This is a genomic window from Polynucleobacter sp. TUM22923, assembly GCF_030295705.1.
In the GTDB taxonomy this organism is placed as follows: Bacteria; Pseudomonadota; Gammaproteobacteria; order Burkholderiales; family Burkholderiaceae; genus Polynucleobacter.
Genome location: NZ_AP027274.1, coordinates 1,056,927 through 1,080,923, shown reverse-complemented (window position 1 = coordinate 1,080,923; position 23,997 = coordinate 1,056,927). Strand labels below are relative to the sequence as shown.

Annotated in this window: 26 protein-coding genes; 12 read left to right on the top strand and 14 right to left on the bottom strand. The window is 45.3% G+C overall.

Translation table 11 applies throughout. The annotated features are described in order from the left end of the window. Window positions 1–44: 44 nt before the first annotated feature. Window positions 45–1,214, bottom strand: a complete 1,170-nt coding sequence (locus QUD86_RS05500; protein WP_286295744.1) for an acyl-CoA dehydrogenase family protein — start codon at window positions 1,212–1,214, stop codon at window positions 45–47. A gap of 104 nt (window positions 1,215–1,318) precedes the next feature. On the opposite strand from QUD86_RS05500, the gene QUD86_RS05495 reads away from it, so the two are divergent. Beyond that, a complete protein-coding gene (locus tag QUD86_RS05495; RefSeq protein ID WP_286295743.1) occupies window positions 1,319–1,822 on the top strand; it encodes a YqaA family protein in 504 nt (167 codons plus the stop codon). 10 nt (window positions 1,823–1,832) lie between these two features. Here QUD86_RS05495 and QUD86_RS05490 read toward each other — a convergent pair whose 3' ends face one another. The 8 genes from QUD86_RS05490 to QUD86_RS05455 form a co-directional block, all read right to left on the bottom strand. Continuing rightward, window positions 1,833–2,537, bottom strand: a complete 705-nt coding sequence (locus QUD86_RS05490; protein ID WP_286295742.1) for an ABC transporter ATP-binding protein — start codon at window positions 2,535–2,537, stop codon at window positions 1,833–1,835. An 11-nt stretch (window positions 2,538–2,548) separates the two neighbouring features. Next, window positions 2,549–3,304, bottom strand: a complete 756-nt coding sequence (locus QUD86_RS05485) for an ABC transporter ATP-binding protein (protein WP_286295741.1) — start codon at window positions 3,302–3,304, stop codon at window positions 2,549–2,551. Beyond that, on the bottom strand, window positions 3,304–4,263 hold the full coding sequence (locus QUD86_RS05480) for a branched-chain amino acid ABC transporter permease (RefSeq protein ID WP_286295740.1): 960 nt from the start codon (window positions 4,261–4,263) through the stop codon (window positions 3,304–3,306). The genes QUD86_RS05485 and QUD86_RS05480 overlap by 1 nt, the downstream gene beginning before the upstream one ends. A 13-nt stretch (window positions 4,264–4,276) precedes the next feature. Continuing rightward, entirely contained in the window at window positions 4,277–5,161 is an 885-nt protein-coding gene (locus tag QUD86_RS05475; RefSeq protein ID WP_286295739.1) for a branched-chain amino acid ABC transporter permease, read from the bottom strand. Window positions 5,162–5,249: 88 nt separating this feature from the next. Further along, window positions 5,250–6,485 (bottom strand): ABC transporter substrate-binding protein, encoded by a 1,236-nt coding sequence (locus QUD86_RS05470; RefSeq protein WP_286295738.1) that lies wholly within the window; start codon window positions 6,483–6,485, stop codon window positions 5,250–5,252. Between the two features lie 99 nt (window positions 6,486–6,584). Next, window positions 6,585–7,826, bottom strand: coding sequence for an FAD binding domain-containing protein (locus tag QUD86_RS05465; protein WP_286295737.1), 1,242 nt, complete (start codon window positions 7,824–7,826; stop codon window positions 6,585–6,587). 17 nt (window positions 7,827–7,843) lie between these two features. Beyond that, window positions 7,844–8,293 carry a VOC family protein gene (locus tag QUD86_RS05460; RefSeq protein ID WP_286295736.1) on the bottom strand — a complete coding sequence of 150 codons (450 nt, stop codon included), beginning with the start codon at window positions 8,291–8,293 and terminating at the stop codon, window positions 7,844–7,846. 2 nt (window positions 8,294–8,295) lie between these two features. After that, window positions 8,296–9,000, bottom strand: a complete 705-nt coding sequence (locus QUD86_RS05455) for a TetR/AcrR family transcriptional regulator (protein ID WP_286295735.1) — start codon at window positions 8,998–9,000, stop codon at window positions 8,296–8,298. A 146-nt stretch (window positions 9,001–9,146) separates the two neighbouring features. Between QUD86_RS05455 and QUD86_RS05450 the strand changes: the two genes are divergently transcribed. The 7 genes from QUD86_RS05450 to QUD86_RS05420 all read left to right on the top strand — a co-directional run bounded on the left by QUD86_RS05450 (window position 9,147) and on the right by QUD86_RS05420 (window position 15,626). After that, entirely contained in the window at window positions 9,147–9,620 is a 474-nt protein-coding gene (locus QUD86_RS05450) for an SRPBCC family protein (protein WP_286295734.1), read from the top strand. A 38-nt stretch (window positions 9,621–9,658) separates the two neighbouring features. Then, a complete protein-coding gene (locus QUD86_RS05445) occupies window positions 9,659–10,525 on the top strand; it encodes an FAD binding domain-containing protein (RefSeq protein WP_286295733.1) in 867 nt (288 codons plus the stop codon). A 14-nt stretch (window positions 10,526–10,539) separates the two neighbouring features. Beyond that, window positions 10,540–11,049: a (2Fe-2S)-binding protein gene (locus tag QUD86_RS05440; RefSeq protein ID WP_286295732.1), complete on the top strand. Its 510-nt coding sequence runs from the start codon at window positions 10,540–10,542 to the stop codon at window positions 11,047–11,049. A 19-nt stretch (window positions 11,050–11,068) separates the two neighbouring features. Next, entirely contained in the window at window positions 11,069–13,465 is a 2,397-nt protein-coding gene (locus QUD86_RS05435) for a xanthine dehydrogenase family protein molybdopterin-binding subunit (RefSeq protein ID WP_286295731.1), read from the top strand. 88 nt (window positions 13,466–13,553) lie between these two features. Continuing rightward, window positions 13,554–14,330: a 3-hydroxybutyrate dehydrogenase gene (locus tag QUD86_RS05430; protein ID WP_286295730.1), complete on the top strand. Its 777-nt coding sequence runs from the start codon at window positions 13,554–13,556 to the stop codon at window positions 14,328–14,330. 88 nt (window positions 14,331–14,418) lie between these two features. Continuing rightward, window positions 14,419–14,997: a superoxide dismutase gene (locus QUD86_RS05425; RefSeq protein ID WP_286295729.1), complete on the top strand. Its 579-nt coding sequence runs from the start codon at window positions 14,419–14,421 to the stop codon at window positions 14,995–14,997. 35 nt (window positions 14,998–15,032) lie between these two features. Then, entirely contained in the window at window positions 15,033–15,626 is a 594-nt protein-coding gene (locus tag QUD86_RS05420; protein ID WP_286295728.1) for a urate hydroxylase PuuD, read from the top strand. A 168-nt stretch (window positions 15,627–15,794) separates the two neighbouring features. On the opposite strand, the gene QUD86_RS05415 is transcribed toward QUD86_RS05420, so the two are convergent. Then, a complete protein-coding gene (locus QUD86_RS05415; protein ID WP_286295726.1) occupies window positions 15,795–16,964 on the bottom strand; it encodes an NAD(P)/FAD-dependent oxidoreductase in 1,170 nt (389 codons plus the stop codon). Between the two features lie 105 nt (window positions 16,965–17,069). Between QUD86_RS05415 and QUD86_RS05410 the strand changes: the two genes are divergently transcribed. Beyond that, window positions 17,070–18,014 (top strand): hydrogen peroxide-inducible genes activator, encoded by a 945-nt coding sequence (locus tag QUD86_RS05410; protein WP_286295724.1) that lies wholly within the window; start codon window positions 17,070–17,072, stop codon window positions 18,012–18,014. An 81-nt stretch (window positions 18,015–18,095) separates the two neighbouring features. After that, window positions 18,096–19,196, top strand: a complete 1,101-nt coding sequence (locus QUD86_RS05405; protein WP_286295722.1) for an alkene reductase — start codon at window positions 18,096–18,098, stop codon at window positions 19,194–19,196. Window positions 19,197–19,256: 60 nt separating this feature from the next. On the opposite strand, the gene QUD86_RS05400 is transcribed toward QUD86_RS05405, so the two are convergent. The 4 genes from QUD86_RS05400 to QUD86_RS05385 are packed head-to-tail and all read right to left on the bottom strand — an operon-like array spanning window position 19,257 to window position 21,606. Continuing rightward, a complete protein-coding gene (locus QUD86_RS05400; RefSeq protein WP_198508674.1) occupies window positions 19,257–19,433 on the bottom strand; it encodes a hypothetical protein in 177 nt (58 codons plus the stop codon). A 31-nt stretch (window positions 19,434–19,464) separates the two neighbouring features. Further along, window positions 19,465–19,659 carry a hypothetical protein gene (locus QUD86_RS05395; protein WP_286295719.1) on the bottom strand — a complete coding sequence of 65 codons (195 nt, stop codon included), beginning with the start codon at window positions 19,657–19,659 and terminating at the stop codon, window positions 19,465–19,467. Next, entirely contained in the window at window positions 19,656–20,414 is a 759-nt protein-coding gene (locus QUD86_RS05390) for a bestrophin-like domain (RefSeq protein WP_286295718.1), read from the bottom strand. Before QUD86_RS05390 ends, QUD86_RS05395 begins: the two co-directional genes overlap by 4 nt. Before the next feature lie 46 nt (window positions 20,415–20,460). After that, complete coding sequence (locus tag QUD86_RS05385) at window positions 20,461–21,606, bottom strand: alpha-hydroxy acid oxidase (RefSeq protein ID WP_286295716.1); 1,146 nt, start codon at window positions 21,604–21,606, stop codon at window positions 20,461–20,463. A gap of 162 nt (window positions 21,607–21,768) precedes the next feature. Between QUD86_RS05385 and QUD86_RS05380 the strand changes: the two genes are divergently transcribed. Both QUD86_RS05380 and QUD86_RS05375 read left to right on the top strand, forming a co-directional pair. Further along, window positions 21,769–22,677, top strand: a complete 909-nt coding sequence (locus QUD86_RS05380; RefSeq protein ID WP_286295715.1) for a DMT family transporter — start codon at window positions 21,769–21,771, stop codon at window positions 22,675–22,677. 112 nt (window positions 22,678–22,789) lie between these two features. Further along, a complete protein-coding gene (locus QUD86_RS05375; protein WP_286295714.1) occupies window positions 22,790–23,938 on the top strand; it encodes an aminotransferase class V-fold PLP-dependent enzyme in 1,149 nt (382 codons plus the stop codon). Window positions 23,939–23,997 lie beyond the last annotated feature (59 nt).

Genomic DNA, 23,997 nt, shown 5'->3' with positions numbered 1-23,997 from the left:
GGTGCTCATACGCTGGTGTGCCTAGTTAAAAAAATATAGACCGCTTAAAAAGAGCGGGGTAGACCAAGGATGTGCTCTGCAACATAGGAGTAAATCAAGTTGGTGGAAATGGGCGCCACTTGATAAAGACGCGTTTCTCGGAATTTGCGTTCAACGTCATATTCATTCGCAAAACCAAAGCCACCATGGGTTTGCAGGCAAACATTTGCCGCTTCCCAAGAGGCTTTCGCTGCAAGATATTTCGCCATGTTCGACTCAGCCCCGCAAGGCTGATTGTTGTCAAATAGTTCGCAAGCTTTAAAGCGCATTAGGTTGGCTGCTTCGGTTTCGATAAAGCTATCGGCAATAGGAAACTGAATACCCTGATTTTTACCAATCGGACGATCAAAGACAACACGTTCGTTTGCATAGCGCCGTGCCTTATCCACAAACCAATAAGCATCACCAATACACTCTGCAGCAATCAGCACACGCTCGGCGTTTAAGCCGTCCAGTATGTATTTAAATCCTTGCCCCTCTACGCCGATTAAGTTTTCGGCAGGGATTTCTAAGTTATCAAAGAAGACCTCATTCGTCTCGTGATTAACCATATTAGCGATAGGTTGGATTGCCATTCCGTTGCCAATAGCCTCTTTAAGGTTGACGATAAAAATCGACATTCCCTCAGACTTTTTCTTTACTTCAGCAAGGGGGGTAGTACGCGCCAAAAGAATCATCAAGTCAGAATGCTGGATACGAGAGATCCAAACTTTCTGACCATTAACAATGTACTTATCACCCTTTTTTACAGCCGTAGTTTTCAGCTTGGTGGTATCCGTACCCGTACTGGGCTCGGTTACCGCCATTGACTGAAGACGTAATTTGCCACTAGCAATTTGTGGAAGGTAGAGTTGCTTTTGTAAGTCTGAGCCATGGCGCAGGAGAGTGCCCATGTTGTACATCTGACCATGGCAGGAACCTGCGTTCCCTCCGGAAAAATTGATCTCTTCCATGATGACGGAGGCCTCAGCAAGTCCTAGGCCTGATCCCCCATATTCCTCAGGGATGAGGGCGGCCAACCAACCGGCAGTCGTCATTGCATCCACGAATGCTTCTGGGTAAGCGCGTTCATGGTCGACTTTTTGCCAATAGGCTGAATCAAAACTGCCGCATTGGTCGCGCAATGCTTCTCGCATATCTTGGTATTGGTCTGGCTTAGGAATGGGATGAGTCATCAGATTTTCGGGGCTGTAAGGGAATAATGTTTAATCAGACTGTCTAGTTTAAGCAAGAATTAAAAATAAAGTGAAATACCTAAACTAGGTCAAAATGGACCCCCATGGACCAAATACTTGCTCATTTTTTTGATTTCTTTGGCATGCCCTCGATTGGCATGCCGGCGGTATTTATTAGTGCCTTTATTTCAGCTACCCTAATACCAATTGGGTCTGAGCCTCTCCTGTTTACCTACATCACCATCAATCCTCATTTTTATTGGATTGCTATTTTCGTGGCAACGGCCGGCAACACGCTAGGAGGCATGTTTGATTGGTGGCTGGGGCTTCTTAGTCGAAATAGTTTTGAATCGCTGAAGGGGCCTACAAATGGGCGTGTGCAGCGTTGGTTAGAGGCTAGGGGGCCGAAAATGCTCTTACTCTCTTGGCTGCCTGGATTGGGTGACCCACTTTGCTTGGCGGCCGGTTGGCTGCGATTGGCTTGGATGCCTTGCTTGATTTATATGACTATCGGGAAATTTCTTCGATACGTGACCATTACCTGGCTTTTAACGCTCCTGCCGATGAGTTTTTGGCATGAGCTTGGGCGCTGGGTTGGGATTAACTAAAGCGGGGGACTTAGACGGCGCAATATTTTTGCTGAATTTCGTCATTGTTGAGTAAATTCTGGGCAGTGTCATGAAAAACAATTTCGCCTTGATCCAAAATATAAGCACGGTCAGATATTTTTAGTGCCTGCTGCACATTCTGTTCCACTAATAGAATAGTCAGACCTTGTTGCTTTAGTTTGGCGAATAATTCGAACATTTCATCAACCAATACTGGCATGATCCCTTCGGATGGCTCATCCAGAAGGATGACCTTGGGCTTGCCTATCATGGCTCTTGCAATGGCCAACATTTGCTGCTCTCCACCAGACATAGAAGTGCCGTCTTGACCCAATCGCTCTTTAAGGCGCGGGAAAGTCTCTGCGATTTCATCTACTAAAGCGCTCATATCACCATGATTTTTTTTAGCAATGACGCCAAGCTCAAGATTCTCTTTAACAGTAAGCCCAGGAACAATGCGGCGATCCTCTGGTACGTACGCTAAACCTAGATGATAGCGATCATGTGCGGGTAGATCCAAGAAGGATATTCCATCAATAGAGGCCTTACCTTCCCTTTTTGAAAGAAGGCCCATCAGGGAGCGCAGGGTAGTAGTTTTACCAGCGCCATTTCTACCCATTAAGGTAACAATTTCTCCTTTATTCACCTCTAAGGAGATGCCCTGAAGAATATGACTGCGGTCGTACCAGGCATTTAAATTTTCAACACGCAACATAAGTAAGCCTCTTAACCTTGGCCTAGGTACACGCGACGTACCTTAGCATTATTTTGAATTTCTTCTGGAGAGCCCTCCGCTAAAAATTCACCATGATGCAAGACGATGATGCGCTTACATAACCCCATGATGAGCTTCATTTTGTGCTCTACTAAAATGACGGTTCTTTCGTTAGAAAGGGTGCGAATTAAATCCATCATAACCAGCGTCTCTTCTGGTGACATGCCAGCAGTTGGCTCGTCTAAAAGTAAAAGACTAGGGTCACAGGCCAGCGCCATGGCAATTTCAAGTGCGCGTTGTTGTCCATGAGCAAGGTCGCCCGTCTTTTTATTGCTTAAGTGTTCCAGATTGACTCGGCGTAGTAATTGGTCAGCTAGTTCAATAGGCTTGGGATAGCTTTGCGCATTACGCAAAAAGTTATAGCGCGAAGTCTCCATTTGAGCTGCAACCCTAACATTCTCATGAACCGTCAGCTGCTTGAATACATTAGTAATCTGAAAACTTTTAGAAATACCGATACGAGCAAATTCATGCTGCTGTAGGCCCGTTATATCTTTACCGTTGAATAATATTGCGCCGCTTGATGGTGGAAACGCTCCGCTTAATACATTAAAAAAAGTACTTTTACCCGCACCATTGGGACCAATGATGGCGGTTAGGGTTCCGGGCATAAAGCTGGTCGAAACATGCTGCAGGGCCTTGAATTTCCCAAAGTCCTTGCCAATGTTCCGTGCTTCTAGAATAGGGGTCTGATTCAATTTATCCATTATTTGGAACCCTGATTTTGATTAAACTTATTCAGTATTGTTCCCCAGATACCTTTTGGAAAGAATAAAACAAAGAACATAAAGACTAATCCAATCACTGCCATCCAATGCCTAGTAAAAGTGGTTACCACATCCTCAAGGTAAAGCATCACTGCAGCACCAACAAATGGTCCGAAGAAGGTGCCCATTCCACCCAAGATACTCATCATCACGGCTTGACCTGATTGAAGATAATTCAGTGAGTCGATAGGCACAATTGAGAGATGCAGAGCCCTTAAGGAGCCGGCTAGGCCGCAAATGGCGGCTGATAGGATGAATACTAAAAGTTTTGTCCGGGTGATATCAAATCCACAGGCAGCAGCCCGCTTTTCATTTTCTCGAATCGCCTCCATCACTGCGCCAAGAGGTGAATTTAAGATACGAGAAATTAACCAAATTGCCAGAATGACAAAGAAGAGAATGATGTAGTACTTAATTAAAGGATTTAAAAAATCTACTGGAAAGCCCAGGATATTGAAAGTATCTACGCGAACACCTCTTAATCCATTTTCTCCCCCAGTTAAGCTTTCTGCTTTATAAAAAATATAAAAAACAATCTGGCCTAAAGCAAGCGTAACCATCGAAAAATAAATTCCTCGAGTGCGAATAGCTAGAAAGCCCATCATTAGACCGCCTATTGCTGCGCCAATAACGCCAATCAAAATAGCCGCCCCCCATGGCATGGAGTAGTGCACGATTGCAATACCCGTAAGGTAGCTGCCAATTCCAAGGAACGCCGCATGCCCAAACGAGAGCATGCCCATATAGCCAAAAAGTAGATTGAATCCCATGGCAAATAGACCAAAGATCAAAATATTAATAGCGAGTGCCTCGTACGGCATGATGAAAGGAAAGACCATCAAGAAAAGGCTGCTTGCTAGTACGCGGTGACGTGCAATCAATTGAAATAGTGGATTCATATGTTCTCGGGGTTTAACCCATTGCCCCTGCTTTGCCAAATAAGCCCTGCGGTCTGATTAGAAGCACTACTGCCATTAATACAAAAATGGACAGCTCAGAGAGGTCGGGAAAAAATAGTGAGGTCATGCTGTAAACAACACCAACGAGTAGTCCAGCAACCACTGCACCTAGGGGGGAGCCTAAACCACCCACCACAGTGACAACAAAGGATTCTGCAAGAATAGGGATGCCCATTTCAGGATTTACAGAGCGAGTAGGTGAGGCTAATATTCCAGAGAGACCAGCAATCGCACAGCCTAGACCAAAAACTAAAAGCCACACTTTAGCAATATCAACGCCAAGCACCTTCACAATTTCCTGATCAGCGGCACCCGCCTTGATGATCAAGCCGTAGCGAGTTTTTTGTATTAAAAACCAAACGCCAAAAATAATTAGAGCGGTTGCAGCAATTAAGAAGAGACGGTATTTAGGAAAGAACCCAAAACCTACATCTACGGTACCTTTTAATCCATCTGGAGTTACTGAAGGTAAGCCTTCAATACCAAATATGACGCGCATGGCTTCAATGAGCACGTAAGAGAGGCCAAAGGTGAGCAATAGAGGGTAGTCCAAACCGCGTCCATATAGTGGCCGCACTAAAAATCGCTCAGTAAGCAATCCAAGCCCACCGGTTACTAGGGGCGTGAGAACCAAGCTAAACCAAAAATTACCAGTAACGCCTAAAAAATAGACGCCCATAAATGCGCCGACCATGAAAAAGGCCCCATGGGCAAAGTTAACTACATTAAGCATGCCGAAAATAAGGCATAAGCCAAGAGCTAGTAGCGCATAAATACTACCCAGAGCGATTCCGGTAAGCAATTGCATGCAAAGAAGTTCAAATGTAAGACCAGTCATATATGTACTCAAAAAGACTCCCATTGGCCTATGAGGCTGCAGGGGAGGGTTCAGGGTAGATCAAATGATCTACCCTGAGATTTCTGCTTTAAGCCTTATGGCCCAATTCTGCACAACTACGCATATTTTTCTCTGTTGTGGGCTCAATAGTTAGGATATTGAAGACGTCATATTTGTCTTTCATATTCTTAGACTTTGATTCCACGATGATCACTGTTTGAACCGCTTGATGATCGCATTTACGGTAGTACTCGGGACCCTTGTACCAATCGTATTTTAGATTTTCCATCGCACTGACTACTTTTAATGCCTCAGTGGATTTGGCGATCTTGACGGATGCCAAAACACTCTTGACCCCAGCATAGCCCAGTGCGCCGTAATCAGATGGCACAGACCCGTTATACATCTTACGGAATGCATCATTAAATGCCTTCGCTGTTGGGATGCGATCTTCCAGTCCCCAGTAATAAGAAGTTCCACCGATGATGCCTTCAAATGCTTCCGGTCCGCCAGCAAGGCGAGATGTGTAGAGCAATACTGGAGCGACAATTTTCATGCTGGACTTCAGGCCGAAGTCAGTACATTGTTTAGCTGCATTTAATAAGTCACGTCCGAAATTACACAGCACCAAGATATCAGGATTTAAAGCCTTAATGCGGGGTAAAAAAGCGGAGTAATCAGAGGTGCCCAATGGATGACGAATGTCTGCCAATGTAGTTGCCCCCATCTCTTTGCCTGCCCGCTCAAACGCGCGCACCATTTCATGGCCGTAAGCATAGTCAGCAGTCAGGAAGACAATTTTTTTACCAAAACGCGGTATTGAGTAGCGCGCAACTGCCCCGGCTGTCATCGTTGGATTTAGTGCCTCATGAAAGGTGTAAGGACTCCAATCCTTTGCTTCATTGATAGCGTCTGATTGGCTGATAGAATTAAAGAGTACCTTACGTTCCTTGCAGACGGCATTAATTGAAAGTTGAGTCGCAGCCGATAATGAGCCGACTACAAAATTCACCTTGTCTTTTTCAATAAGCTCGAGCGTTCTAGTGGCAGCTTCGCCTGGATTGAGCTTCGTATCTCTTACTAGCAATTCTGCTTTTCGACCATTAAAACCACCGGCGTCATTAAATTCTTTGATCGCAAGTTCCGCTGCTTTTACTTGATCCTGAGCTTCAGCAGAAAAGGGGCCAGTCAAAGGTGTTGGAAATCCAATTTTGATGGTGTCAGATTGTGCAGTGGCTAAATTAATCCAAAGCGGAGTACTTGCTGCAGTAGCTCCACCGATTATCATTTTTCTTCTGGTTTGATTCATTACTTTTTGTTTCATGGTTGTCTCCTCCATTTAAAACAGTTGATTAATAAAAATACTTTTTATTGCATAAATACTAACTGAACGACTGCTCGATAAAATAAATCTACTTCGAATTTAATACTGGGGCTCTGGAACTGCATTACCTGCTGCCAGTAATGCACTGATATCGATGGCTGTCTCCGCCATCACTGTAGATGCATTTCTTTTTAAGCCGCCATCATCTGACATTAGCTTGCTATTTTGGGCCTGCATATAGCGACCAAGATATTGGGCTCGAGCAACCACCTGCTGCCCCATCGATAGCCGCTCATTGCTGTAAGCATCTAATGCAGCAGGGGTTGCCCCTAATAAAGCAATGTGCTTTGCAATTGACATTGCCTCATCTCCTGCCTTGGTGACGCCCATACCAACATGAGGGCGTGCTATAAAAGCAGCATCACCCATGAGAGCAATTCTGCCAAAGACAATCTGTTCGGAACGCACGTCATAAATAGGCTGCAAAAAAGGGGAGGCCGTCTTTTCAATAATCTCGACATATTGAGGTGCCAGTAGGTTTTGAGCCTGCTCGCGCATGGCTGCAATATGTTTCCAAGAGACCTTCAATGGAGGAATGCCGGTAGGAAAATATTTACCATCTGCATCAGTCAGTAGATCTGCTAATTCCTTATTTTCACCTACTGGCCGATACCATACAAAGTTGTAGCGTCTTTTTCCAGGTCTGGTGTCATTCTCTTGGCCCGCAACGGGATAACCCAGCATTTGCTCGCCATCAGGAAGACAGAATCCAAAATAATTAAATAGGGTGTCTAGCGTGTAATTTGAAAGATGACTTTCATCACATACTCCCCGCCATGCAATATAACCTGCATATTGAGGTTGAATACTAGGAGCCACAAAATTACGCGTCGCTGATCGAATGCCGTCAGAGGCGATTAGAAGTTCAGCCTCATATCTTGACCCATCCTCACATTTCACTTGAACCTGTTGTTGATTCTGACTAATAAAGGTGACATTTTTTCCTTGCAGGTAGCGCTCACTTGGAAAGTTTTCCCTCAGTAGGTGATACAGCCTACTCCACGAGGTCACAATTTGAGGCAAATGGATTTCCCCGAGACTACTCCCATCAGCGCCTAGCGTAACCCGCTTATTTACAGCGATACCCAGACTTTCATCGACGGAGATTCCAGCTTCCCGTAATGCATCTGCCAAAGCATCATGAGTCACAATTCCGGCGCCACGACCGTCCAAGGAGCCAGTGGCTTTTTCAAGAAGGGTGACGTCATGCCCGGCACGCAGCAGAATATTTGCTGCGAACAAGCCACCCAGTGAGCCTCCGACGATCAGAATTTTAGCCATGAACTTTTTTATGCGCCTTAGGCATCAAGGGCAAGCTTTTCTTCCGCTGGATAATTGAGTTCAATCACAATGCCATTTGGGTCGTTTAGAAAAATCTGGTGTAACTTCAAAACGGGGACAGAGCGCTCTTTAAACGGCGTCCCCATTTTTTTCAGCAGGGTAAGCTTATCTTTCAAGCCAGTAGCAAAAAAAGCAATATGGTCAACAGCTCCCGAACCAAATAGAGTGGCGGGGTCCCGTTCACCTAAGTACTGCTTTAATCCATTTGGATCATTCTTATCAATAGCAATTAAATGAAGTACCGCATTAGCCCAATCATTTTCATCTCCGTTATATAGCCAAACTCCAGGAAATGGAAATTCAGGGCGAGGGCCTATAGTGAGGCCCAGTAGCTCGCTATAAAACGCAGTTGTCTTTTCTATTTCTAGGCTGCGTATTGAAAAATGATTTAGGCTTAAGTTAGACATGGTTAACCTTGTTTAGTAGAGAATAAATTTTGTGCCGAAATAAGATAAGAGCGCACGCGATCTTGAATAATTTCCTCATCGGTAGCGGTATTGCTTGAGTCATAAATCGTTTGACCATATACCCAGCGACGCATGCCAATATAAAAAATGCCGCCATGAAGCCCCATCAAAAGCTCTAGTTCACGCTGCGTAGGCTTAGTTCGAGATTCATATCCGTAGTACTTGCGCGTTTCACGGATGAGGCGCGGTAGTAGGCGAGATCGTAGGAGCTCAAAGAACGGGTCGCTGATAGAGTGGTCACTCAACCCTGAAAAGATCAAAATCCGTACAAATTCGTAAGTTAAAACTGTATTGGAGTAATCCACATAAAAAGCATTGAATTTTTCTTCCGGCGATTGTTTCTGATTATCAAGCAGTTTTTCCCACTCGGGCTTCCAGCGTGATTCAAATACATCCTGGTAAACCGCTTTGATTAAAGCATCTTTGGTCGGAAAATAATGGTAGAGCAGTGTATGAGTAACCCCAAGATCTTTGGTTAAATTTCTTAATTGACCCTCAATTCCGTATCGTGCGAAGTACTTAATTGCGCCATCTAACAATTGGCGTTTTCGATCGGTGGTGCTCATCCTGCGCCGAGCAGGCGTTGATACAGCAGCTGAATCATCAGCTCCTGTATTCAGAGGCACGTCATCTAAATTCAAGCTCATAAGCCAAGAGACCTGGGTAGGTAAGTCAAATTCATATTTGTCAGGGTTTATCCGAATTTGGTCTTATTGACCAAAAGTTAAATAATGGTACATTGTTGAACAATTGGTAGATAAGACTCTATTCGTACAAACCCCAAGGAGAAGTGATGGAACTAAATGGCGAACAACTGATTGCTGCTCCAATCCCTGATGTCTGGAGGGGTTTGAACGATATTGACGTCTTGGCTAAGTCAATTCCAGGTTGCGAAGAAATTAATCGTATATTGCCTGAAGAGATCCACGCCAGAGTTATGTTCAAAATCGGGCCTGTGAGAGCCCGTTTTTCAGGAAAACTGTTTTTGAGCGACGTCATTCCTGATAAGTCCTGCTCCATGACTTTTGAGGGGTCTGGTGGAGCAGCAGGTTTTGCTAAGGGCCGTTCACGAGTGGAGTTATCGCAGGTTGATGGAGGCACCTTAGTTTCCTATACAACAGAGGCCTCTATTGGAGGCAAACTGGGTCAGATCGGCGGCCGACTAATCAGCGCATCTGCGAAAAAGATTGCGGATGACTTTTTTCAGAAATTTGCAAAAGAAGTCGGTGGTGAAGTGCTAACTCTCGAGTCCGATACCAAAATTTAAAATAGATCACATCAATAAAAAGTCGCAGGGGAAATCCAATGAAGGCAGCAGCATTTGATTATATAAAACCAACAGTTTTGGCAGAGGCCCTGTCTTTGCTGGCCGAGGCGGGCGATGATGGGCAATTAATAGCTGGGGGTCAGACTTTGTTAGCAACGCTAAATATGCGTCTCTCTGAGCCGGCTATCTTGATTGACATCACTGATATTAATGAGCTTAAAGGCATTTCTTTGGTTGGTAATCAGCTTCGCATTGGTGCGCTTGTCACTCATACTGAAATAGAAGATTCTGAGCTGGTGGCTAAACATGCTCCATTGTTAAAGGCTGCGGCGCCACACATTGCGCATAGGGCAATTCGTAATTTAGGAACCTGGGGTGGCTCTTTAGCTTACGGTGATCCAGCAGCCGAATGGCCTGCTTGTAGTTTGACATTGAATGCCACGATGATTATTGTGGGCCCTGGTGGTGAGCGTCGTATTTCAGCGCAAGATTTTTTTATCGACCTTTACACAACCTCCCTAGAGCCGGATGAAATTTTAGTGGCGACAGAGATTCCGGTTGCCGATAACAATCAAGTATTTTATTTTCATGAGCTAGCAAGGCGCCATGGCGACTATGCTATTGCCGGCCTTGCCGCTGTTGCTCAAAAGCAAGGAAATGTATTAAGTGATTACGCGTTAACTTTCTTTTCGGTTGCGTCTACTCCGCTAATGGCAATGAAGACTCAGGCATTGGTTAACGATAAAGTGCTCACGCCGGAAGTAATCGCCAGTGCTGTTGCGGCTGCGAGAGCTGAGATTGATGCTATTGCGGACATCACTAATAGTGTTGAAACAAAACAGCACCTAATAGGCGTTTTATTAGAGCGCGGCTTGAAGCACCTCGCTGCTCAAGCTATAAATTAAGTTCGGAGATTGATATGACTATCAAGAAAAAAATTACGCTGACTGTTAATGGAGCCTCTATTACAGCTGAAGTTGAACCACGTCAGCATTTAGTTGACTTCCTAAGGGAAGACCTTTTTTTAAAGGGCCCTCATTTAGGCTGTGAACACGGCGCTTGCGGCGCCTGTACCGTAAAGGTCGATGGGCAGATCATCCGCGGCTGCTTATTTTTAGCGGTGCAAGCTGATGGGAGTGTCGTAGAGACCATTGAGGGATTGACTAAAAGCGGTGCCTTAGCAGATTTACAAGAGTCATTTATGCGCCATAACGCTATGCAATGTGGATTCTGCTCTTCGGGCATGCTGCTTGCAGCTGCTGAGTTGATTGAAAAACAACCTACCTCTACGCGTGAAGAGGTGCGCGAGTGGATTTCCGGAAACTATTGCAGATGTACTGGGTATCACTCTATTGTGAGTGCGATTATGGATGTTTTAGAAGCGCGACTGAAGGGTGAAAAAATTAAACCCGTTGTTGCTCACGCCTAAAGTGATTGGGAGATAGATTATGAATAAGCCAGCAGATCTCAAGGGGTTGATACTTGATCCTGTTACAAATGATCAGCGCTACATTGGTAATAGCGAGCCTAGACATCGAGCTCGTCGTCTACTTGAGGGTCAAGGCACTTATGTTGACGACATCCAGTTGCCTAGAATGGGTCACGTCGTGTATTGGCGCTCTCCAGTAGCACATATGAAGATTGGAAAAATTCATACCGAGCACGCCCTGGGAATGCCGGGCGTTCTGGCTGTAGTTGATGGAGTACAAATGGCGACAATATGCAAGCCATGGGTTGCCACTTTAGAACACTTAGTTGGGATGAAGTCTGCCCCACAATATGCCCTTGCGATTGACCGAGCTTGTTGGCAGGGAGAGCCGGTAGTTGCGGTAGTTGCTGAAACGCGCGCTCAAGCAGAAGATGCTTTACAGCATATTGAGGTGGAGTGGGAAGAGCTTCCTGCAGTTGTTTCTATGGAAACAGCGCTAGATGCAGACACACCATTAATTCACCCAGAGCTTGGGGACAATTTATGCTTTACCCGTACTTTAGATGTCGGCAGTGTTGATGAGGTGTTTGCTAGTGCAGATATTGTTGCTGAGGCTACTTTTGGGTTTGGTCGACACACTGGAGTGACGCTAGAGCCACGTTGTCAAATCGCCGACTACAATCCGGGTGACCGCCGCCTGGTTGTATATCACTCTCAGCAAGCACCCCATATGATGCAAGATTTGTATTGTCGCCAGTTTGGATTATCTGAGTCAGACGTGCAGGTAATTTGTAAAGATGTGGGTGGATCATTTGGTATAAAAGTCCACGCCTATCCGGATGATTTTGCAACAGTAGGCTTGGCTATGATGTTAGGCCGCCCAGTAAAATTTGTAGCAGATCGTTTGGAGTCTTTTACAAGCGATATTCATGCACGCGAGCATCGGATAAAAGGGCGTATTGCCGCCAACAAGGATGGTGATATTTTGGCCTTTGAGATCGATGATCTCACGGCTATCGGTCCATATTCGATGTTTCCAAGAACGAGCGCTATTGAGGGCAATCAAGTTGTGAATCTTGTGGGCGGCCCATATAAGCACCAGCATTACCGTGCCAAGCTCAATGTTGTGTTTCAAAATAAAACACCTACTTGCCAGTATCGCGGCGTAGGCCATCCAATTGCTTGTGCCGTAACGGAAGGGTTGGTTGATTTGGCAGCGCAAAAACTCAAGATGGATCCGCTAGAGTTTCGCAAGCGCAATGTCATTCCAGATGATGCCTACCCTTGCTCCGGAATTTCTGGAATTAAACTAGAAGTGTTGTCGCATGAGCAATGTTTGCGTACGATTGAAAAAATGATTGACTATCCGGCCTTGCGCAAAGAGCAGACTGAGTTACGTAAAAAAGGAATTTATCGCGGCATTGGTTTTGCAACTCTGATCGAGTTAACGAATCCTAGCCCAGCTTTTTATGGTGTAGGCGGTGCGCGTATTGCCTCCCAGGACGGAGCCACTGCAAGACTGGATCCCAGCGGTGTGGTTTCTGTATTAATTGGAGTAGGTGAGCAGGGTCAGGGTACAGAAGGCATATATGCGCAAATCGCTGCCGATGCAGTAGGTATCTCCATTAAGGATGTACGCATTATTACCGGGGATACTGACGTCACCCCGTATGGTGGTGGTACATGGGCCTCACGGGGCGCTGGTGTTGGCGGTGAGGCAGTCTTGTTGGCTTGCCAAGCCCTTCAGCAGAACATCTTAAAGCTCGCTGGCGCTATTTTGAATAAACCCCCAGAGTCACTGTCGGTCTATCGCGGCAATGTTTTAGACAAAGCTTCTGGGGAGACCCTTTTACCTTTTGGTGAGATTGGGCGTATTGGATATTTCCGAACCGATACATTGCCTATTGGTTTTTCTGCAGACTTAATGGTGACCCGTCACTACACTCAAAAAGAATATCCTTTTATCTTTACCAATGGCGTGCAGGCCTCTTATGTTGAGGTTGATCCGGATACCGGGTTTGTGAAGCTATTAAAACATTGGGCAGTGGAGGATTGTGGACGTGTATTAAACCCCATGTTAGTCGATGAGCAAGTACGCGGTGCCATTGTTCAAGGCATCGGTGGCGTTCTCTTTGAAGAGTGTTTATATGATGAGAGTGGGCTTTTGCGTAATGGCAGTATGGCTGATTATCTTGTGCCGATGGCCAATGAAATGCCGGATATTGAAGTTGCGCACGTACAGACTCCTACACAGTCATCTAAGCTTGGGGCTAAAGGTGCTGGTGAGGCAGGCACTGCTGGAGCGCCAGGGGCAGTCCAAAATGCGATTAATGATGCTTTAGCGCCATTTAATGTGGCTGTGTTCGATCAGCCTATTACTTGCGAAAAGATTCTAAAGGCACTTGGAAAAATCTGATAACACGATCCTGTAATATTAGACCTTAGTTGATACAAAAAGTTGTACTTCGATTAAGCATTATATTTATTCAAATAGCGAAAAAATTATGTCTTCATTAAAAGGTAAAACAGCACTTGTTACGGGGTCGACCAGCGGTATTGGTTTGGCTATGGCTGTTGCATTAGCTAAGCAGGGAGCGAACATTATGGCCAACGGTTTTGGCGAGAAAGATGCCGCCATTGCCTTGATTAAGTCCTGTGGAGTTGAGGTGGATTATCACGGCGCTGATATGAGTAAGCCCGATCAAATTGAGGATTTAATTAAGCAAACTGAAAAGCGCTTTGGGGCACTTGATATTTTGGTTAATAATGCCGGCATTCAATACACTGCCAATGTAGAAGATTTTCCAGCTGATCAATGGGATGCCATTATTGCTATCAATTTAAGCTCTGCATTCCATACAAGTCATTACGCACTCCCGGGTATGAAAAAACGAAACTGGGGTCGTATTATTAATATCGCCTCTGTGCATGGCCTAGTAGCCTCAACTCAAAAAGCGGCGTATGTTGCTGCCAAGCACGGCATTATTGGTTTAACCAAAGTGATAGCACTGGAAAACGCTAAAACAGGAGTTACCTGCAACGCGATTTGTCCAGGCTGGGTATTGACCCCCTTAGTCCAAAAACAAGTAGATGCACGTGCACAGCGTGAAGGTATTTCAGATGAAGAGGCAAAAAACGCTCTGGTGTCCGAAAAGCAGCCTTCAGGTGAATTTGTATCTCCGGAGCAGTTGGCAGCTCTAGCGGTATTTCTATGCAGCCCAGATGCCTCTGAGGTGCGTGGTGTGGCATGGAATATGGATGGGGGCTGGACTGCCCAGTAGCCTGAACAAAAACACCATAATCGACTATAGTAACGACAAGGCTGGGCACTACGGCCAGCCATCAAATTCAATTAAAAGGAAAAAAATAATGGAACATACATTACCTCCACTGCCATATGCAATGGATGCACTAGCACCATTCATTTCAAAAGAAACACTTGAGTTTCACTACGGTAAGCATCACCAAGCTTATGCAACAAACTTAAATAATCTAATCAAAGGCACTGAGTTTGAAAATGCGCCTTTAGATGAGATCGTTAAAAAGGCAGCTGGCGGCGTTTTTAATAATGCTGCTCAAGTTTGGAATCACACGTTTTATTGGAATAGTATGAAGCCAAATGGTGGCGGAACACCTACCGGTCCTTTGGCTGATGCGATCAATGCAAAGTGGGGCTCATTTGATAAATTCAAGGAAGAGTTCACGAAATGCGCTGTTGGAACATTTGGTTCTGGTTGGGCTTGGCTCGTTAAAAAAGCAGACGGTACTTTGGATTTAGCCTCTACTAGTAATGCCGCTACACCATTCACGACTGACTCAAAGCCACTCCTGACTTGTGACGTTTGGGAGCATGCTTATTATGTTGATACTCGCAATGCACGCCCAAAATATGTAGAAAACTTTTGGAATGTTGCTAATTGGGATTTTGCTAGTCAAAATTTTGCCTAAAGTAGCGCGTTCAACTTAAAGTCTTTAGGGTAGCTATGTCATCAATATTGACTTCGTTGGGACGCACTGTTTTTGCTGGCTTTGTATTGCTGGTGCTCATTATTTTTGCTTTGGGTGGGAATGTAAGCTCAATTGAATTGCCTTTTTTGTTCCGCTGGATTCATGTCATGGTTGCCATGATGTGGGTGGGACTCCTCTGGTACTTTAATTTTGTGCAGATTCCTTCCATGTCTAAAATTCCGGATGAACAAAAACCTGCGATCACTAAAGTTATTGCGCCAACAGCATTATTTTGGTTCCGTTGGGCTGCGTTATTTACCGTAGTCAGTGGTTTGATTTTGGCGGTATTGAATGGCTATGCGCATCAAGCGTTTACTTTGCAGGCGCCATTTCGGGCAATTGGTTTAGGTATGTGGATCGCTTTAGTAATGGCTTTTAATGTGTGGTTCATCATTTGGCCTAATCAAAAGCGGGCTCTAGGTATGGTGGTAGTTGAGCCAGAGATCAAAGCGAAATCTGCACGCGTTGCTATGCTGACATCTCGTTTAAACACTTTACTTTCAATTCCAATGCTGTTTTTGATGATTGTTCAGTCGCACAACACTACTTGGTTTGTAGTTTCTTCATAAGCAACCGCTGTACTGATTTATTGCTGATATGACAAAGGCCCGCAATTTACATGCGGGCCTTTTCTTTATGCTGCTTTATATTTTTTGATTATTACTTAATCATTGCTTGATCATTGCTTGATTCTTACTTGATCGTTGCTTGACCATTAATTAACTTGGCCACAAAAATTACTGCAATATAGGCGGCAGTTCTTTAGTAAGCACTGCGCGTTGAGTAGTAGCAGAGCCTAATAGGGCAAAGCCCAGTAACTGGCCATCGGTTGATTCAAAGCGTGCTTCGATGCCACCCTCTATAGTTTTCATTTTCCAGTTACCGCTTGCTTCTTTTGCTGGAGGGGAAACAATCGTGGGTAATACAGGTGTTTTCACCATAACGGGCATTGCTGGATAACTCAGAATGGCTTCTTGTCCCAGTAGGTTGGGTGCAAGTACACGTGCAGCCTGCATGATTGGCATGACGTAAGGCAGTACTAAGCCATCTATTTCTGCGCAGTCACCAATGGAGAATACATTTTTAGCGCTGGTTTCTAAATGTCGATTTACTTTAATACCTAGTCCAGTATCAATCCCTGCTGCTTTGGCTAGTTCTAAACGTGGTTTCAGTCCTACGGCAGATAAAAAGGTATCGCAATGAATAGTGCTGCCGTTGGCTAGAGTAATACGTAGATTTTCTAATTCACGATCGATTGATTGAACCGTGGTTTCAAAATGCCAGCGGACACCCGCTTCACTTAATTTATTTTGGAGTGCATGTGCAGCTTCCTCTGGCAGTAGTCGGCCTAAAGCCTGTGGAGCTTGATCAATAACATCAACCTCAAAAGATCCCAAAACAAGGTCGTTTGCGAACTCACACCCGATCAGTCCTGCGCCCAATATAGCCACCTTCTTTTTTCCAGCGATCGCTTGGCGAAAGTGGGCATATTCACCAAGATCATTTACGGTAATCACTTCATGGGCTGCATTACCTTCTAGGGGCAAGCGAATCTGATCCGAGCCTAAACTCAGTACTAATTTCCCATAAGATAATGCGCCTTTGGTGGTTTCAATTATTTGTTTGCCTGTGTCAATGGAGGTAACTTCAGTTGCGCTAAGAATAGTGATTTCAAGTTGAGCCGCCATACTTTCAGCGCTTCCAGATATCAGCTGATCAGCTAGCTTGTTGCCAGCAATCGCAGTAGAGAGCATCGGCTTTGAATAAGAGTAGCCTGGTTCACGAGTCACAAGGGTAATTGGCGTACTCTTATCCAGTTTGCGAATTTCGCGAATCACGGTGTAGCCGGCCAAACCGCTACCAATAATGACGATGGCAGGGGATGTATTTTGATGAACTGAATCCAAGGCGAAGCTCCCTAAAAAAGCGTTAAATTAGCTTTAGCGATAATACCGATCAATAACGGTGATATTATTTGACTAATAGATTGATTATAGAGAGTGTTGTAAACCATGGTTAACTTACCCTCATTACGTCAATTGCGCTATTTTGTAGCCATTGCTAAGGAGTTGAACTTCACACGTGCTGCGGAAGCCTGTTTCGTAGGCCAATCAACTCTGAGCGCGGGATTAAAGGAGTTGGAAGAGGGCTTGGGTATTCGTTTGGTAGAGAGGGATCGACAGAATGTGGCGATTACGCCGATTGGCCGTGAAATCCTACTAAGGGCAAAGACGATCTTGGCTGCATCAAAGGATTTGGTGGAGTATTCAGCTGCTGCAGGTAAGCCAATGGCTGGAACAATCCGGCTAGGCGTTATTCCAACCATTGCACCATTTTTACTGCCTAATGTGTTGCCTGATATTCGCTTGCGTTTCCCAGAATTAAAGATTGCCTTGCGTGAGGATCTAACGTCTAATTTATTGGCAAGGCTGGCCGAGCATCAATTAGACTTTGCTCTCATTGCACTTCCTTACGATACTTCCGGGTTATTAGTAAAAGAACTCTTTGATGATGAGTTTTACTTAGTTGCCAGAGAAAACGATCCCGCACTCAAAGGCAAAGAAATTCAACTGCCAGCCAAAATGGCAGAGCGCTTATTGCTCCTAGAGGAAGGCCACTGCTTAAGAGAGCATACGTTGCAAGCCTGTAAACGTTCAGATATTCGTAATGCTGATGGGATGGAAGCGACCAGCTTGCTGACACTCTTACAAATGGTGGAGTCAGGCATGGGAATTGCTTTACTGCCAGAGATGGCGGTAAAAGGAGGCTTATTAAACGGTAGTAGTCTGGTAGCGCGACCACTAGCATCGCCTGCACCAAAGCGGGTAATTGCACTCGTTGCCCGCGCTTCAACGGCACATGCAGCCGAGTTCCAGGTATTTTCCGAGCGCATTCAAGATCTTTTCAGTAGTATTTTGAAAAAGACGCGCACGGGAGCGAAGAACCCAGTTAAGTAGTTTTTGTGGCTGAGCTAGAGGAAACTAGTTCTACGGCTACAAACCCAATCATTTTTAATTAGCGTAATCAGAAAGAGCACCATGTCCGGAAAAGAAATTATGTTTACTCCTACCAATTTAGGAGCTATTGCATTGTCCAATCGCATCGTCATGGCGCCATTGACCAGAATGCGTGCTGTCGAAGGCGATGTACCAAATCCATTGGCTAAGACCTATTACAGCCAAAGAGCGGGTGCTGGACTCATCATTACTGAGGCAACGCAAATCTCTATTTTAGGTAAAGGCTATCCCGCTACTCCAGGGATCTACTCTACCGAGCAAACCACTGCTTGGAAAGAAATAGTAGAGGCGGTACATGCCAAGGGCGGCAAGATTGTGGCGCAGTTATGGCACGTAGGCCGTATTTCTCATTCCTCTTTGCATGCTGAGCAAGGTTTACCAGAGGCCCCATCCGCATTGGCACCTACTGGCCAAACCTATGGCGCTGACTGGAAGCTACATGATTATGAAACTCCAGTTGCAATGACGGTAGCAGACATTTCTCGACTGGTAAAAGAGTTTGCACTAGCGGCCCAAAATGCGATGACCGCGGGCTTTGATGGCGTTGAAATTCATTCGGCTAACGGTTACTTGCTCGATCAATTTTTGCAGGATAAGACGAATCACCGTACCGATCAATATGGCGGTTCAGTAGAGAACCGCTTACGCTTACTTTGCGAGGTTATTGAATCAGTCGCCACTGTTTTTGCAAGCAATCGTATTGGTGTGCGCTTTTCGCCTTATGGTAGCTTTAACGATATCAGTGATAGTGATCCTATGACATTGTTTAATGCCGTTATTGAAAAAATGAATGGTTATCAGTTGGCCTATTTGCATATGATTGAGCCAAGATCGACTTCCGCAGGAGGCAATGATGATTCCAATGCAGCTGCGCCGATTACCTCAGAAATTTTTCGTGCTGCCTATCAAGGAAAATTAATTAGCGCAGGTGGCTATGATCAAGCGATGGGGGAGGCTGCTTTAGAAGCTGGTTTAGCTGACGCAGTAGCATACGGTCGTTTGTATATCTCTAATCCAGATTTAGCAGAGCGTTTTCAGTCAGGTGCAGCTCTCAACGCATATGATCGAGCCACTTTCTACGGCGGTGCTGAGGTAGGATATACCGACTATCCCGCTTTGTAAGTATTGAGTAGCTAGTTATTTTGCAAGAATAAATCAGGTCTCCATCGAAAGATGGGGGCCTTATTTTTTATCTTCAGGATCTTTAAGTAGATCGTAGTGATTTGCAATTAAGAGTAGGGCAATGGATGCTAAGCCCATGGCAAAAAACTGCCATTGATGTAAGACGGCGGTTCCAATCACGGTCATTAAGATGGTCCATGTGATCGCTATTTTGGCTTTTTTTGTTAGAGGCTTCATAAAATTTAAAAGAGTTAATGTGAATCTTAAATTATCTTACAGATAATCGGGCCTTAGCACTGAGCTCGTTAGCAGGACCCCTTTTATCTAGCTGAGATAGGCGCAGCGCTTCTACTTCAAAGTCTATCTGCGCCGGATGAAATTCAATATCGTTGTTTAAATGAATGACGTAAGTCCAGATAAGCTCACGACCCCTATTTTTGTAAACGTCTACTACTCTTTTCATTTTTTGAGTTCTATTGAGGATGCAGTGTCATGATTAATACTTTGTAGATTCTGCTGTAGGTCGATTAAGTTTCGGGGATCAATGCGGATCACTCCCCCTCTAGGGCTGTCAATATCGGCAATTAAAAAGAATGCCACTGCAATCATGATGGGGAAAATCATAAAAAGCATAATATTGCTATTAAAGTTTCGAGCACCAAAGCCAACTAAAGCATTGGCGCCAACTGCCATAGCGGCCATCAGCCACCAGGCTGCAGTGGGAATGCGATTCCACCAGGCCGCCTGTGTGTAGCCTTGAGAGTTAATGACATCATTCATGCCGGAAACGGTAAGCGCGATCGTTGGCGTTGCTTGTGCTCGCGCTATAGGCAAAATTTCTTTCCAGAGCGCGTTTTCCAGTGCCTGTGTGCGTCGATTAATTTGCTTGACTGTTTCAGAATCTTGTTTGGAATAAAACAAGATCCGTTGATCTAAGTAGCTAATCAATAGTGACTTTACTGTTTCCGCACTCTTATCTGGCAGTAAATCAGCCCGCAAAAATTCGGTACCAATGGCATTGGCCTCTGCTTCCTCTAAGGTCTGCCTCAAATCGTATCGGGCAATGGCCATCGAAAAGGTAAAACCAATAATGAGCGCCAGTAGCGTTAGGGTTGCTGCTTGAATGACGCCCAAGTCAGCGGAGGTCTCCGTATCTTTTGTACGATATTTGCTAAGTACAGCACTACCAAACCACACCGATCCGGATAGTGCCGCCAAAGATATGCCAAATACCAGCAGAGGGGAATTGACAAGATGAAAAATATTAAAAAGTCCCTGGATACAAAATATCTTTAGTGACGTTTTGAATATCACGGTGACCAGTAAATGCCATTGTGATGTCTAACTCATTGTGAATAATTTCCAAGCATTTGGTAACACCAGCTTCGCCCATAGCGCCTAAGCCATATAAAAATGGGCGGCCAATCATAGTGCCACGTGCACCTAGTGCCCAGGCTTTAAGAACATCCTGGCCAGAGCGAATGCCTCCATCCATCCACACCTCAATATCTTTGCCTACTGCATCTACGATTCCAGGAAGTGCTCTGATAGTTGAAACTGCACCATCGAGTTGACGGCCGCCATGATTCGAGACTATCAAGGCGTCGGCACCCGAGTCAGCGGCCAATCGGGCATCACCCTCATCCAGAATGCCTTTGATGATGAGCTTTCCACCCCAAAGTTTTTTGATCCACTCCACATCACCCCAGTTAAGTCCTGGATCAAATTGTTCTGCAGTCCAGGAAGAAAGTGAGGACATGTTGCCAACACCCGTTGCGTGCCCAACAATATTTCGGAATGTTCGGCGCGGTGTCATTGCCATACCCATGCACCACCGTGGTTTAGTAGCCATATTGAACATATTGGCTACAGTCAGTTTAGGGGGTGCAGATAAACCATTTTTAAGGTCTTTATGGCGTTGCCCCAAAATTTGCAGGTCTAAGGTGAGGACTAAGGCGGAACATTTGGCAGCCTTGGCACGCTCCACTAAGCGCTCAATAAAGCCACGATCTTTCATGACATACAGCTGAAACCAAAATGGTTTTGTTGTGTGCTCTGCCACATCTTCAATAGAGCAAATACTCATGGTGGATAGGCAAAAGGGCACTCCAAATTTTTCTGCTGCTCGAGCCGCTAAGATTTCACCATCAGCACACTGCATGCCAGTAAGGCCGGTTGGAGCCAAAGCAACTGGCATAGCCACCTCTTGCCCCACCATGGTTGTCTGGGTGGTTCTATTAACCATGTTGACTGCCACACGCTGTCGCAGTTTGATTTTTTGAAAATCAGACTCATTTGCTCGATAGGTAGACTCTGTCCAAGAGCCAGAGTCTGCGTAGTCATAAAACATCTTAGGCGTGCGCTTTTGGTGCAATACCCGTAAGTCTTCAATATTGGTGATGATTGCCACTCATAATCCTTTGTTATACCGCTAACCTTTGATGTTAAACGGCCATGTGTTAATTGCATCTATATTAGCAACCTTAGTGTTGCCGAGCATTTGTTTCTACAATGTTAAGGTAAAGCGCTCTTGGGCTCCTAAACCCTTACTTTTTGACAACTACACCCCAAAATGCCCCAGCTAACAGTCTCAACCGTCTTCTATTTATTATTAGCCACCTTTTTGTGGGCTGGTAATGCAATTGCTGGTCGGGCGCTAGTTGGAAGTGTCTCGCCTGTAACCCTAAGCGCTGTTCGCTGGGGTTTAGCTGCGTTAATGTTGCTACCCCTGGGGTGGCGCATATTTAGGCCTGGCAGCGCTTTATGGCTGAACAAGAAGCGGTTCTTATGGCTCGGCTTGCTCGGTGTGGGCAGCTACAACGTGCTGCTGTATCTTGCTCTGCAGACTTCCACTGCCATCAATGTGACCTTAATCGGGGCAAGTATGCCCATTTGGATGCTTTTTATTGGTGCAGTCTGCTATCAAGTGAAGCCAAGCCTGCTTCAATTGATTGGGGCAATTGTTTCATTGTTAGGCGTTGCGGTGGTGTTAAGCCGCGGAGAGCCCACAAGCTTATTGAGTATGGAGCTGGTGATGGGCGATCTCTTCATTATGTTGGCAACTATTTTGTGGGCGTTTTATAGTTGGATGATTGGCCGTCCAGGCAAGAGCTCTGAGCGTCAATGGCCCTGGGCTGAGTTTTTAATGGCGCAAGTGATGATTGGCTTTCTCTGGACCCTGCTATTTGATGGGGTAGAAATTGCTTCTGGGCATGCATTTATCGATCTTAACTACTGGACTGGTTCCTTGATCCTTTTTGTGGCGATTGGTCCATCACTAGTTGCTTATCGATGCTGGGGGCTCGGGGTGAACGGAGCGGGCCCAACGGTTGCCGCTTTTTTCGCTAATTTCATTCCCTTATTTACCGCATTGCTTTCTGCGGCAATTCTGGGTGATCCACCCCAGCTTTTTCATGGCCTCGCTTTTGCACTCATTCTTGTGGGTATTTTGGTCTCCTCCACCGGGCGGTCGAAACATTAACTACTAACCCTCTTAAAAAGGCATTTACAGGCCGATTTCAGGGGGTTTAATGCATAAAATGCCTTAAATCGGTATTATTGAAGCTCAATTTACGCATTACTAGGAAATTACTATGCCAGGCTTACTTCCCAATGTTGATCCAGATGGACTTATGGAGTTTTCGGTTGTGTACACCGATCGATCCCTTAATCACATGTCTGAAGAGTTCAAAAAAGTCATGGTGGATATTTCAAGTGTTCTCAAAGATGCTTACAACGCAAGCTCAGCGGTCATTGTTCCTGGTAGCGGAACTTTTGGCATGGAAGCAGTGGCTCGGCAGTTTGCAAATAATGAAAAATGCCTGGTATTGCGTAATGGCTACTTTAGCTATCGCTGGACTCAAATATTTGATCTTGCCAACATTACCCAAGATGTCACTGTTATTAAAGGCAAGCAATTAGAGAATAGTACTAAGGGTGTATTTGCTCCAGCCCCGCTCGAAGAGGTCATTGCTTTCATTAAGAAAGAAAAGCCAGCAGTTGTTTTTGCGCCCCATGTAGAAACCTCAGCTGGAATCATCCTGCCCGATGAATACCTTAAAGCAGTAGGTGAGGCTGTTCATTCGGTAAATGGTTTATTTGTTCTTGATTGCATTGCTTCAGGTGCAATGTGGGTAGATATGAAAGCCTGCAATGTTGACCTGCTGATTACTGCTCCGCAAAAAGGCTGGAGTAGTTCACCTTGTTGCGCTCTGATTGCGATGAGCGCTAAAGCAAGAGAGCATATTGAGAAAACACAAAGTAGCAGCTTTTCAATGGATTTGAAAAGATGGCTACAAATTATGGAGGCCTATGAAAAAGGCGGCCATGTGTACCACACAACAATGCCAACAGATGCGCTCAAAATATTCCGTAATGTAATGAAGGAAACGCAGGCTTTGGGCTTTGCTGATCTCAAACAAAAGCAACAGGAGTTGGGTAATAAGGTGCGAGCTTTATTGGTCTCAAAGGGCTTTGACTCTGTTGCTGCCCAAGGCTTTCAGGCGCCAGGCGTAGTGGTTAGCTACACCACTGATCCTGAAATTCAGTCTGGCAAAAAGTTTATTGCATTAGGTATGCAAACAGCAGCCGGCGTTCCGCTGCAATGTGATGAGCGTCCTGATTTCCGCACTTTCCGTATCGGTTTGTTTGGTCTTGAGAAGTTGGCGCATGTAGACCGCACTGTTGGTCACCTCGAAACAGCCCTGGAGCAGATTGTGGAAATGGAAGTGCAGCCTGCATAAATTTGGCGCTGTATTTCTTTCGCTAAAAGGCCGTCTTAGGACGGCTTTTTATTTGCATG